The organism is Mesorhizobium monacense (assembly GCF_056781675.1).
This window is the reverse complement of record NZ_CM165567.1, coordinates 4,132,064-4,143,876: the sequence shown is the minus strand read 5'-3', so window position 1 is coordinate 4,143,876 and position 11,813 is coordinate 4,132,064. Positions and strand designations below refer to the sequence as shown.

The following is an 11,813-nucleotide window of genomic DNA, read 5'->3' as shown; positions in this document are numbered from 1 at the left end:
GTTCTTTGCCCGCCGGCGCCAAAATGCAGGCCGGTGTTCTCCCATCGGCGTCGAGTTTGGATCGTCCGTTGCTTGGCTCGCAGAGGCCTGCGTGCCACCGTGGCGGTCAGGCGCACCGCCTCGTAGAAGGAGCCTGACCATGCCCAGAATCGTCCCTGTGCTTGACCTTGACCGTCTCGAACAGGGTGCATCGGAGCGCCGGACCTTTCTGTTCGACCTGCGCACGGCGGCCCGGGATGTCGGTTTCTTCTATCTCAGCGGCCACGGCATATCGGCAGCGGAGATCGCCGACGTGCTCGATGCCTCGCGCCGCTTCTTTGCCTTGCCGGAGGCCGACAAGCTGGCCATCGAAATGGTCAAATCCTCGCAATTCAGAGGCTATACGCGCGCCGGCGGCGAGTTGACCAAGGGCAAGGCCGACTGGCGTGAGCAGCTCGACATCGGCGTCGAGCGCCCGACCATCCCGCAAGGTCCTGGCGTTCCCGCCTGGACGCGGCTGCAAGGGCCGAACCAATGGCCGGCTGCGCTGCCGGAGCTGAAGCCGGCGCTGCTCGCCTGGCAGGCGAGGGCGACCGTGGTGGCGATCCGCCTCTTGAAGGCCTTTGCGCTGTCGCTCGACCAGGCCGAGGACGCTTTCGCGTCGTAACGCCGCCGCCCGGTGTCGAGCGGATTTCCGTTCCGTTCTTCTTCAGCGCCCGTCTCGATGCGACGATCCCGCTGCTCAACCTGCCCGAGGAACTGGCCGCGGAAGCGCGCGGGCCGGCCAGCGATCCCGACAATCCGCTGTTTCGCGATGTCGGAACCAATGTGCTGAAAAGCCGGCTGCGCTCGCATCCCGATGTGGCGAAGCGGCACTATGCCGACCTGCTGGAAACAGCTGCTGCGACCGGCTGACGGCTGCAACCGCAATGGAGCCGAATTTTTCGCCATCGGCTCGTTTTTTGGAATTTTGTTCGTCGCAAATGCGCCTGGGCAAGCCCACATACGAGACATCGTTCGGCGGTTTCCTCCCATTCCCCGAACGGTGTTCCCCTCTGAAGGTTTGACCTTCATTTTTGGCCGGGCCGCTTTCGCGCCCGGCCTTTTTCTTTTGAGCAATTCCAGGAAAAGTGTGCAGCGGTTTTCCGTCCGGAATTGCGCCAAAGCAAGAGGGGCCGCAGCCGATCAGGCGAAGGAAAGATTGATCGTTCCGAACGGACCGAAGTCGGCAACGATCCTGTCGCCATGGCGCGCTTCCACCGGACGCACGAACGATCCCGACAGCACCACCTGCCCGGCAGAAATCTGCATGCCGTACTGGTGCAACCGGTTGGCCAGCCAGGCGATGCCTTTCGCCGGATGGTCGAGCACGCCGGCGCCGAGGCCCGTCTCCTCGACCTCGCCATTGCGCGACAGGATGGCGCCGATCCAGCGCAGATCGGCCTCGCGCGGATCGGCCGCGCGGCCGCCGATGACGATGCCGGCATTGGCGGCATTGTCGGAGATGGTGTCGAAGAAGGTCCTGATCTTGCCGGTCTCCTTGTTCACCCGCTCGATGCGGGTGTCGAGGATCTCCAGCGCCGGCGTGATGTAATCGGTGGCGTCCAGCACGTGGTCGATCGACACGTCCGGGCCTGAGAGCGGTGCCTTCATGACGAAGGCGATCTCGGCCTCGATGCGCGGCTGGATGAAACGGCCGGCGGGAACGGTGCCGCCATCGTCGAAGAACATGTCGTCGAACAGAATGCCGGAATCGGGAATGTCGATGTTGAGCGCAGACTGCATGGCCTTCGAGGTCAGGCCGATTTTCCAGCCCTTGATCGTCAGGCCTGACGCGATCTTCCGCTTTATCAGGGCTGCCTGCACAAGATAGGCGTCGTCCATCGTCGCCTCGGGAAAGTCGAGGCTGAGCAACCTGATCTGGCGGCGGTCGCGCTCGGCCTCGAACAGCCTTGCGGCGGCGTCTTCGACCTGGTCAGGCGTCATCATCAGGCCCTCTCGTCGACGACACCGTTGCGGAGCAGGCCGATGCCGTCCGCTTCGACCTCGATGACGTCGCCCGGCTTCAGCCAGATCGGTGGCTCGAAACGGGCGCCGGCGCCGGTCGGCGTCCCGGTGACGATGATGTCGCCGGGGACCAGCGTGGTGAAGGTCGAGACGTAGTTGATGATCTTGCGGAAGGAAAAGATCATGCGGCTGGTGCGGTCCTGCTGCCGGACCTCGCCATTGACGCGCGTGGTGAGTGCGATGTCGGCGATCTGCGCCTCGTCGGTGAACGGCACCAGCCACGGGCCGATCGCACCGGTGCGGTCGAAATTCTTGCCCTGGGTGACGTTGAACTTGGCGTGGCGCACCCAGTCGCGGATTGTGCCTTCGTTGCAGAGCGAAAGTGCCGCGATATGGCCGAGCGCATCGGCTTCTGCAATGCGCCGGCCGGCCTTGCCGATGACGATGACGATCTCGCCCTCATAGTCGAGCTGCGGCGATTCCGGCGGCCGCACCAGCGACTCGCCATGGCCGACGAAGGAACGCGGGAAGCGGATGAACAGCGACGGGTTCGAGGGTGCGGCCTGCCCGTCCTTGTACTCCTCGTTGCGGTCGGGAAAATTGACGCCGACGCAGATGATCTTTTCCGGCGAGGGGACCGGGATTTCGTAGGCAATGGCGTCGAGCGGGAAATCAGCGGCGAAGGCGTCGGCCTCCTCGGCCAGGCGCTGCAAGGCGCCGGCCTCGATGACTTCGCGCAATGTCGGCCATTGTGCGTGGCGTGACGAGAGGTCGACGACGCCTTTGTCGGTGATCGCGCCATAGCGTGCCTTGCCGCCGACGGTGAAGGTGGCGAGCCGTGGCGTGCTCATGGGTTCCCCCTGCGGTTAGCCATCGTCACGGCGCCACGATCGGCGAGGCCGCCAGGTCGGACTTGCGTGGTTCGACGCCGGCAAAGGTGCTGCCTTCCTCGAACCAGCTCTTCGGTGCCGGCGCGCCCCATAGCGTCTGGCGCTGCGGATCCTTGAGGTCCCATTTGATTGGCTCGAGATCGGGATCGACCGTCTGGTAGTCCGAGCAGTAGATCTCGATGCGGTGGTTGTCGGGGTCGCGGATGTAAAGGAAGAAGGCGTTGGAGATGCCGTGCCGGCCGGGGCCGCGCTCGATGTTCGGCAGCCAGCCGGTGGTGGCCATCAGATCGAGCAGGTCGATGATGTTGAGCGGCGTCGGCACCCAGAAGGCGACATGGTGCAGGCGCGGGCCGATGCCGTTGGTGAAGGCGATGTCGTGGACGCCGCCCTTGCGGTGCGTCCAGGCGGCCCACAGCCTTCCGGTCTCGGCGTCCTCGGTGTACTCGGTCACGCGAAAACCGAGCTCGTTGTAGAACGCCACCGATTCATCGACGTTGGGCGAGAAACAGTTGAAGTGGTCGATGCGCAGCGGCTTGACGCCCTTGTACAGCGCATATTTCTGATGGATCGGCGGCAGCCGCTCCATCTTCGAATAGAATTCGAGCGGAATGCCGTGCGGGTCGCGCGTGCGGAATGTGCGCGACTGATAGGGCCGCTCGACCCATTCCACCGGCAGGCCCTTGTTTTTGAAGAAGTGCTCGGCCTTGTCGAGGTCCTCGTCGGAGAACAGCTTGAAGCCGAGGTCGCGGGCTTCCGCTGTCGCGCCTTTCCGCAGCAAGATGCAGTGGTGGCCGCGTTCTTCCATCGCGCGCAGATAGATGGCGTCCCTGGTTTCGTCCGTCACCTGCAGGCCGAGCGTATCGACATAGAAGGCGCGGGATTTTGCAAGGTCGGTGACGGCGAGCTCGACATGGCTCAGCCGCACGATATTGAACGCCGGGTAGAGATTGGGTGTGGGCAAGGGCATCTTTTAGGGTCTCCGGTCAGCCGCCGAGCTTCTGGATCGAGTGCGGCGCCGTGGCGAACGCGATGTTCTTGGTTTCCATGTAGAAGTCGAACGACCAGTCGCCGCCGTCGCGACCGATGCCCGAGCTCTTGACGCCGCCGAACGGCGTCGGCAGGTGGCGCACATTCTCGGAATTCACCCAGATCATGCCGGCGTCGAGCGCATCGGTGAAGCGGAAGGCGCGGGTGACGTCGGAGGTCCAGAGATAGCCGGTCAGGCCGTACTGCGTGTCGTTGGCTAAAGCCAGCGCCTCGGCCTCGTCCTTGAACGAGATCGCGGTCAGCACCGGCCCGAAGATTTCTTCCTGGGCGATGCGCATCTTGTTGGTGGCGCCGATGAACAACGTCGGGCTGACATAGCAGCCGCCGCCCGGACCGGCGAACTTGGTGCCGCCGGCTGCGACAACGGCACCTTCCGACTTGCCGATCTCGATATAGGACAGCACCTTTTCCTCGTGCACCGGATGGATCAGCGGGCCGACCACGGTTTCGGGATCGAGCGGATGGCCGATCCTGATGCGCTTGGCCTTCTCCGCCACCAACGCGGTGAACTTGTCGTAGACGCCTTCCTCGACCAGCAGGCGTGACGACGAGGTGCAGCGCTCGCCGTTCAGTGAATAGATCATGAAAACGGCGGCGTCGGCCGCGCGCTCCAGATCGGCATCGGCGAAGACGATCACCGGGTTCTTGCCGCCGAGCTCAAAATGCACGCGCTTCAGCGTGTCCGCGCCTTGCTTCATGATCATCGAGCCGGTGCGGCTTTCGCCGACGAAGCCGATCGCCTTGATATCAGGATGTTCGGTCAGCGCCCTGCCGGCGTCCTCGCCGAAACCGTTGACGAGGTTCCACACGCCCTTCGGCAAGCCGGCCTCCTCGGCGATCTCGACCAGCAGCCGCGCCGTCAGCGGCGACAGCTCCGCCGGCTTGTGGACGATGGTGCAGCCGGCGGCTAAAGCCGGCGCGATCTTCCAGGTCGACAGCATGAACGGCGTATTCCACGGCGTGATGACGCCGACCGGGCCGATCGGCACGCGCGTTGTCATGTTGACCTGGTTCGGCGCGCGGATCGTGCGGCCATCGCGGGCCTCCGGCGCGCGGTCGGCGTAGAAGCGGAAATTTTCCGCGCCGCGCAGGGCCGCCTTGGCCATGAACTTCAGCGACTGTCCGGTGTCCATGCATTCGACGAAGGCGATTTCTTCCGCGCGCGCGACGATGGCGTCGGCAATCCTGTGCAGCAGCTTCTTGCGGGCATCGCCGGAGATCGCCGCCCAGTCGCGGAAAGCCGCCTTGGCCGCCTTGGCGGCGCGGTCGATGTCTTCAGCCTTGCCACGCGCCACCCTGGCGAGTGGCTTCAGGTCGATCGGCGAGATCGTTTCATAGGTCGAGCCGTCGGCGGCTGCGACAGCCTCGCCGCCGATCTGGTTGAGCACGCCCGTGCTTCTGAAGCGCTCGAGATAGGCTTCGGCCTTCCGCAGATTGTCGTCCAATGCCGCCATGGGTCTTTCCTGTTTTCTGCCGCTTGCTCACTTGCCGCCCAGTTACTTGCCACGTAGCCGCGGGTGGATGGCGTTCTTCTTCCAGTTCAGTTCGGCGTCGATCTCGCGGATCTCCAGGGAGAGCGCGAAATGCGGCGTTGTGAACAGCGATGCGAGATGCTCCGAGACGGCGGTGAAGATCGCCTCGCCGGTGCGCTTCTTTTCCTCGGCGCTGCGGCCCTTGCCGATGCGGAAGTTCATGTCGATGAAGCCGTTTTCCGGCAGACGGTCGGCGATCGCATAGGCCTCGGCACGGAAGGCGCGCACCCTGACCGCCCCTGGCTCGAACAGGCCGGTCTCGAGGATGGCGCGCGACACCAGCGCGCAAAGCGCGCCCATGTCGACTTTGGCGTCGAGATTCGCGGAATATTCAATCGCCATGTGCGGCAAGGGTTTCCTCCGCCGGCATCGCCGGTCTTTGTAATTAACATGTGAATTACATCTTGGCGATCGAATGTCAAGCGCCGTTCTCTGTCAGGACCCACGCCCTGGTGTCGGGATTGCCGCCCCCGGCAAAATCGCGGATATAGCTGCGATCCGCGTCTCATTCGCATTGCGAGTCGGAACTGGAACTGGAATTTCGGAGACCTGACCTTGCTACCGCCCAGCACCCGCCGCTCCTTGCCGATGGCTCTTCTGCGCGCCCGCGAAGTGATCATGGCGCATTTCCGGCCGATGCTTGCCCGCCACGACATCACCGAACAGCAATGGCGCGTGCTGCGCGTTCTTGCCGAGGCCGGGCCGCTGGAAGCGACCGAACTCGCCAACCGCGCCTCGATCCTGCCGCCAAGCCTCACCCGCATCATCAAGGCGATGGAAGAGCGGCAGTTCATCTCCCGCAACAAGGTCAAGGACGACGGCCGCCGGGCGCTCCTCGCCATCAGCCCGGCCGGCCTTGCGCTGATCGAAGACCTGTCTCCCGAACGCATCGCCATCTACGACGCGATAGAAAAGCGCTATGGGGCCGAACAGCACGAGCGCCTGCTCGACCTGCTCGAAAGCCTGATCCAGTCGGAGACGCTACCCGATTAGCGCTGGCCGGCCCGTCGCAGGCTCCCCAGCCCTTCGGGCGTTCATCCCCTTCAAAAGGTCCACTGGACCTTTTGATCCGCTTGAAGGCGGACCGGGTCTTCACCGTTCGTCACTCGAAAAGCCAAGCAATTGGCTTTTCGTCCGCTGCGCGGACCGCTCCTCACCCCCCAAAACTCCCCAGCGCGCTCGGCTGCATGTAGTTGCGCCCGACATAGAGCAGCGCCGCCTCGTCGCTGCCGTGGCGGATGTCGACGACGCGGCCGAACATCACATTGTGCGTGCCGACCCGGTTCACCTCGCCGATCTCGCAATCGAAGCTGACGATGGCGTCGAGCAGCGCCGGCATGCCGGAGGGCATCGTCTGCCATCGCGCGGAACCATAGCGCTCGGCCATGTCGCGGATCGCACCGGCGAACTTCGCCGCCAGGTGCATATGGGCCTGCGTCAGCACGTTGACGCAGAAGCGCCGGTTGGCGAGGAACAGTCCGGCCTGCGCCGAGCGTTCGTTCATGCAGATGAGCAGCGTCGGCGGATCGTCGGAAACGCTGCACATGGCGGTAGCGGTGAAGCCGCCACGGCCTGCCGGACCGTCCGTGGTGACGATGTTGACCGGCGCGCAGACCCGCGCCATGGCATCGCGGAATTCCAGTCTCGAGACCTGCGCCTCCATGGCCGGCCTCCTCAGCTTGCGCCGGCCGGCAGCGGCGGTAGCCAAGTGTCGCCGGTCCAGCCCTTTTCGTCGTAATCGGCCATGCAGGTGTCGACCAGCACTTCCATCGCCTTCAGACGGCCGCTGCGCTCGGCGCCCTTCAGCACTTGCAGCCGCACCTCTTCCGGCGCGCCGGCATAGTTGAGCTCGTAGAGCGCATGGCGGCCCCCGAACTCGGTGCCGGTCGCATCCCACAAAAGCTTCATGATCTTGATGCGCTCGACATGGCCCATGTCGTTCGAGCCGCGCACATATTGGGCAAGGTACTTGTTGATCTCGGGATTGTCGAAATCCTTTGCCGAGGACGGCAAATAGATCAGCCCCGAGGCGATCACCCGGCGCACCGTGTCGATGACGCGCGGATAGGCTTCCGACATGAAGGTGCGGTAGGCGAGCGCCGCTTCCAGATTGGGCAGCACCGCACCGCTCGCCCACGGGATCGGGTTGTGCGCCATGGCGTTGGAAAAGCTCCAGAACATGTGGCGCAGCGCGATCACTTCGCCGAGTGCCGCCTGGTTGCCGCGGAAGGCGTCGCCGCCGGTGGCGCGCAGCGCCTTGGCGAGCAGGCCGGAGAGGAAGTCGAGCTTGACGGCAAAGCGCGTGCAGCCCTGGAAGCAATAGCCGTGCATGAAGCCCGACGCCGGATGGAAGGACAGGATTTTTTGCGCATCGCGCAGCACCAGCACGTCCTCCCAGGGGACGAACACATTGTCCAGCACCAGGATCGCATCGTTCTCATCGAAGCGCGACGACAGCGGGTAGTCGAAGGGCTGGCCGACCGTGTTGGCGGTCTGCTCGTAGGAGACGCGGCAGAACATCTTTATCCCCGGCGCGTTCATCGGCACGATGAACATCACCGACAGCGACGGATCCTCGGTGACCGTCGCCGAGCTCTGCGCCAGGAAATTGTAGTGGGTCAGCGCCGACGACGTCGCCACCACCTTGGCGCCGGACACCCAGATGCCGGCATCGCTCTCCTTGGTGATGTGCACGAACACGTCCTTGACGGCCTCGGCCGGCTTGTGGCGGTCGATCGGCGGGTTGACGATGGCGTGGTTCATGAACAGGGCGGCTTCCTGGGCCCGTTTGTGCCAGGCAAGCGCATTGTCCTTGAATGGGCCGTACCACTCGGCATTGGCGCCGAGCGTGTTCATCAGCGCTGCTTTGTAGTCGGGCGTGCGCCCCATCCAGCCATAGGACATGCGCGACCAGTCGGCGATCGCCGTCTGCTGCTGGGCAAGCTCGGCGGCGGAATGGGCGACGCGGAAATATTTGTGCGTGTAGCCACCCGAGCCGGTGTCGGTCGGCGAGGTCAGCACCGCCTGCCGCGCCGGGTCGTGCAAGGCATCGTAGAGCCGGGCGAGCGAACGGGCGGAGTTGCGCATCGCCGGATGCGTGGTGACGTCGGCCACGCGCTCGCCATTGATGTAGACCTCGCGCCCGTCGCGCAGGCTGTCGAGATATTCGGCGCCTGTGAACGGCCGTTTCGTGTCGGCCCGGAAATCTTCCGATCGCATCATGATCCTCCCTTGATCGTCCAACAGTAGCCCGACGCGATGTAATGGTTTATGGACGAAAGACCAAAACCACTTGGACTTTTTCCGGCACCATGAGCCAGGCCAGCATCCCCGAATTCTTCGTCTATGGCGAGCCCGCGCGGGCGCTTGATGTCGGCTTCCTGCATGTCGAGACTGTCCTTGCTCGCGCAGCCGTTCATCGCGGCCAAGTGCTGGCGCACAAGCATCCGCAGATGGCGCAGATCACTTACTGGACCGGCGGCAGCGGCACCTACAGGATCGAGGACAAGACCTGGAGTTTTTCCGCGCCGACGGTGAGCTTCATGCCGAGCGGCGTGGTGCACGGCTTCAGCATCGAACCGGGCACCGATGCCATCGTCGTTTCGGTCGCCGATGAAGCACTTGCCTCGATCGCCGAGCAGTCCGCGCTGCCGCTCGACCAGCCGGTCTTCGTCACCGGGCGCGGTGAGACGGCGCTGTGGGTGAGGTTGGGCGATACGGTCAGGATGATCCAGGCGGAATATGCCGACCGGCTGCCCGGCATGGACAAGATCCTGCCGCCGCTGATCGCCGTGGCGCTGTCGGGTATCGCCCGTCTTGATGCGGAATCGCATGCCGTCACCCTGCCAGCGACGGTGGCGCTGGGCGGGCGGCTGAGAAGGCTGATCGACCGGCACTTTCGCGACGACTGGCCGGTCGAGCGCTATGTCGCCGCACTCGGCACCACGCGCCATCTGCTCGACAGAGCGGCGCGCCAGGTGCTGGGGGCGGGCGTGCGCCAGGCGATCGGCGAACGGCGGCTGGTCGAGGCCAAGCGGCTGCTCTTGTTCACCGTGCGTCCGGTCGAGGACATCGCTTACGAGACCGGCTTCAACGACCCCGCCTATTTCTCGCGCTTTTTCCGCCAGGCAGTCGGCCTGTCGCCGGCGGCGTGGCGGCGGGAAAGAGTGAGTGGTAAGTAGTGAGTAGTGAGCAGTGAATAAGGCGAGGATTGACCAAGTTTCCGGAGCCGGAATTCAATTCTACTACTCACTACTCACTACTCACTACTCACTACTCACTACTCACTACTCGCTACTCACTACTCACTTACGCCGCAGTAGCCAGTCCCGCATCCAACGCTTCCGCGATCTTCGCCACGTCGGCCGCCGAGATCACCAGCGGTGGCGACAGGATAACCGTGTTGCCCGAGACGCGCAGCATAACGCCGGCCGCATAGGCGGCCTCGGCGACGGCAGCCAGGGTCTTCTTGTCGGCCGGCTTCTTGGCGGCGCGGTCCGAGACCAGCTCGAGCGCCGCCATCAGGCCCTGGTAGCGCACGTCGCCGACCAGCGCGTGCTTGGCCTTCAGCGCCTCCAGCGCCTTGCCGAGCTCGATACCGCGCGCTGCCGCGTTTTCGTTGACGGCAAGCCGCTTGGTCTCGGCCAGTGCGGCCAGCCCGGCCGCGCAGCCGACCGGATGGCCGGAATAGGTGTAACCGTGGCCGATGGCGCCGAAGCTGGTCTTGTCGGCCTCGAACACATCGGCGACCTTGGCGCCGATCAGCGTGGCACCGAGCGGGAAATAGCCCGACGTGATCGCTTTGGCGATGGTCATGAAATCGGGCTTGACGCCCGACAGACGCGAGCCCGACCAGGCGCCGGTGCGACCGAAACCGGTCACCACCTCGTCGGCGATGAGCAATATGTCGTGGCGGTCGCAGATGGCGCGCACCAGCGGCATGAAGCTCTCATGCGGAACGATGACGCCGCCGGCCCCGAGCACTGGTTCCATGATGAAGGCGGCGATGGTGTCGGCGCCCTGGAAGGCAATCTCCTCCTCGATCGCCCGGGCGCAGAGTCTTGCCAGCTTCGCCGGGTCGGTCTCGTCGAACGGGTTGCGGTAGGTCCACGGCGCTGGCGTGTGGAAGACGCCGGGCAGCAGCGGCTCGTAGTTGCGACGGAAATTGGCGTTGCCGTTGACCGAGGCGCCGCCGAAATGCGTACCGTGATAGCCCTTCTTCAGCGCCAGGAATTTCGTCCGGTCGCCCTGGCCGCGGATCTTCCAGTATTGCCGGGAGAGCCGCAGCGCCGTTTCCACCGAATCCGATCCGCCCGAGGTGAAGAAGGCCCGCACCATGCCCTCCGGCGCGAACCAGTCGCAGAGCTCGTAGGCAAGCTCGATCGACGGTCCGGTCGAGGTGCCGCGAAAACCGGAATAATAGGGCAGAGCGTCGAGCTGCGCGGCCATCGCCTTCTTGATCGGATCGCAGCTGTAGCCGAGGTTGACGTTCCATAAGCCGCCGACCGCGTCGAGCACGGTGCGGCCATCGACGTCGGTCACCGACACGCTGTCGCCCTTCATGATGATTTTCGGCGGCGTCGCGCGCATCTCTGCCGGATGCGCCATCGGGTGCCAGATCGGCTTGGCGTTGTTCTCGGTGAGGAAGTTGATGTCGCGCATCGGTGGAAACTCCGTTTCTTGAATTGTCAGGCTGCAAGGCCAAAATGGCCAAGCGCCTCGGCATAGCTTCGCGCCGGCTCGGCGACGTCGAAATGCACCGTCGGCATTCCGGCTGCGACCGCGCCGTCGACATTGCGCTTCTGGTCGTCGACGAAGACGCAAGCGCTGGCCGGCAGATGCAGCGCTTCGCTCACCATCGCATAGGCGCGCGGGTCGGGCTTGAGGATATGGGTGTAGGTGGCGTCGACTACTGTCTCGAACAGCGACAGGAGCGGCAGGCGCTTGCGGAAGCTGCTGCCGTAGAACAGGTCGAGCTCGTTGGAGAGGATGGCGAGCTTGATGCCGGCTTCATGCGCAGTCCGGATCGCTCGTTCCGCCTCCGGCCGCACCACCGCTTGCGGATCTGCGCCGCGCGCCCGCTGCACGAAGGTCGACATGTCGTCCCAGTCTTCGCCGACCATTCTGCCGACCTCGCGCGTGCGCGTCTTCCAGTAGTCGCGTTCGCTGATCTCGTCGGCCTGCATGGCGCGCCACAAAAGGTCGGATGCAGGTTCGAACGGCCCGCGCCAGTCGAGCGTTCCGGGGGCCAGCCCCAACGCGCGTTCGGTCAGCGCGTGCGTTTCGAACAGCGTGCGGGTGACGACACCGCCGAAATCGAGCACCAGCGCCTGTGGATTCGGCCCGCTCATGCGGCTTG

11 protein-coding genes and 1 pseudogene are annotated in these 11,813 nt (G+C 64.6%); 3 read left to right on the top strand and 9 right to left on the bottom strand.

The features are described 5' to 3' along the window. Positions 1 to 139: 139 nt before the first annotated feature. Positions 140 to 894 (top strand): annotated as a pseudogene (locus tag AC1RUK_RS20175) (isopenicillin N synthase family dioxygenase). A gap of 270 nt (positions 895 to 1,164) precedes the next feature. On the opposite strand, the gene hpaH reads toward AC1RUK_RS20175, so the two are convergent. Genes hpaH through AC1RUK_RS20150 form a run of 5 tightly spaced genes read right to left on the bottom strand, consistent with a single transcriptional unit; the run spans position 1,165 to position 5,806 of the window. Then, the gene (gene hpaH / locus AC1RUK_RS20170) at positions 1,165 to 1,968 is read right to left on the bottom strand and encodes a 2-oxo-hept-4-ene-1,7-dioate hydratase (protein ID WP_481839256.1); all 804 of its coding nucleotides are present in this window, start codon (positions 1,966 to 1,968) and stop codon (positions 1,165 to 1,167) included. After that, positions 1,968 to 2,837, bottom strand: a complete 870-nt coding sequence (locus tag AC1RUK_RS20165) for a fumarylacetoacetate hydrolase family protein (RefSeq protein ID WP_481839257.1) — start codon at positions 2,835 to 2,837, stop codon at positions 1,968 to 1,970. Before AC1RUK_RS20165 ends, hpaH begins: the two co-directional genes overlap by 1 nt. 25 nt (positions 2,838 to 2,862) lie before the next feature. Beyond that, positions 2,863 to 3,843, bottom strand: coding sequence for a 3,4-dihydroxyphenylacetate 2,3-dioxygenase (hpaD, locus tag AC1RUK_RS20160; protein ID WP_481839258.1), 981 nt, complete (start codon positions 3,841 to 3,843; stop codon positions 2,863 to 2,865). 16 nt (positions 3,844 to 3,859) lie between these two features. Beyond that, positions 3,860 to 5,377 carry a 5-carboxymethyl-2-hydroxymuconate semialdehyde dehydrogenase gene (gene hpaE / locus AC1RUK_RS20155; protein ID WP_481839259.1) on the bottom strand — a complete coding sequence of 506 codons (1,518 nt, stop codon included), beginning with the start codon at positions 5,375 to 5,377 and terminating at the stop codon, positions 3,860 to 3,862. Between the two features lie 42 nt (positions 5,378 to 5,419). After that, positions 5,420 to 5,806, bottom strand: a complete 387-nt coding sequence (locus AC1RUK_RS20150) for a 5-carboxymethyl-2-hydroxymuconate Delta-isomerase (RefSeq protein ID WP_481838786.1) — start codon at positions 5,804 to 5,806, stop codon at positions 5,420 to 5,422. A gap of 237 nt (positions 5,807 to 6,043) precedes the next feature. On the opposite strand from AC1RUK_RS20150, the gene hpaR reads away from it, so the two are divergent. Further along, positions 6,044 to 6,448 carry a homoprotocatechuate degradation operon regulator HpaR gene (hpaR, locus tag AC1RUK_RS20145; RefSeq protein WP_436171900.1) on the top strand — a complete coding sequence of 135 codons (405 nt, stop codon included), beginning with the start codon at positions 6,044 to 6,046 and terminating at the stop codon, positions 6,446 to 6,448. Positions 6,449 to 6,608: 160 nt separating this feature from the next. Here the strand turns inward: hpaR and AC1RUK_RS20140 are convergent, their stop codons facing one another. Beyond that, entirely contained in the window at positions 6,609 to 7,118 is a 510-nt protein-coding gene (locus AC1RUK_RS20140; RefSeq protein WP_436171363.1) for a flavin reductase, read from the bottom strand. Positions 7,119 to 7,129: 11 nt separating this feature from the next. Then, entirely contained in the window at positions 7,130 to 8,674 is a 1,545-nt protein-coding gene (locus AC1RUK_RS20135; protein WP_481839417.1) for a 4-hydroxyphenylacetate 3-hydroxylase N-terminal domain-containing protein, read from the bottom strand. Between the two features lie 92 nt (positions 8,675 to 8,766). Here AC1RUK_RS20135 and AC1RUK_RS20130 point away from each other — a divergent pair, with 92 nt between their 5' ends. Then, complete coding sequence (locus AC1RUK_RS20130; RefSeq protein WP_481839260.1) at positions 8,767 to 9,636, top strand: helix-turn-helix domain-containing protein; 870 nt, start codon at positions 8,767 to 8,769, stop codon at positions 9,634 to 9,636. A gap of 127 nt (positions 9,637 to 9,763) precedes the next feature. Here the strand turns inward: AC1RUK_RS20130 and AC1RUK_RS20125 are convergent, their stop codons facing one another. Both AC1RUK_RS20125 and AC1RUK_RS20120 read right to left on the bottom strand, forming a co-directional pair. Then, positions 9,764 to 11,116, bottom strand: coding sequence for an aminotransferase class III-fold pyridoxal phosphate-dependent enzyme (locus AC1RUK_RS20125; RefSeq protein WP_481839261.1), 1,353 nt, complete (start codon positions 11,114 to 11,116; stop codon positions 9,764 to 9,766). 26 nt (positions 11,117 to 11,142) lie between these two features. Continuing rightward, the gene (locus AC1RUK_RS20120) at positions 11,143 to 11,805 is read right to left on the bottom strand and encodes an HAD family hydrolase (protein ID WP_481839262.1); all 663 of its coding nucleotides are present in this window, start codon (positions 11,803 to 11,805) and stop codon (positions 11,143 to 11,145) included. Positions 11,806 to 11,813: the final 8 nt, after the last annotated feature.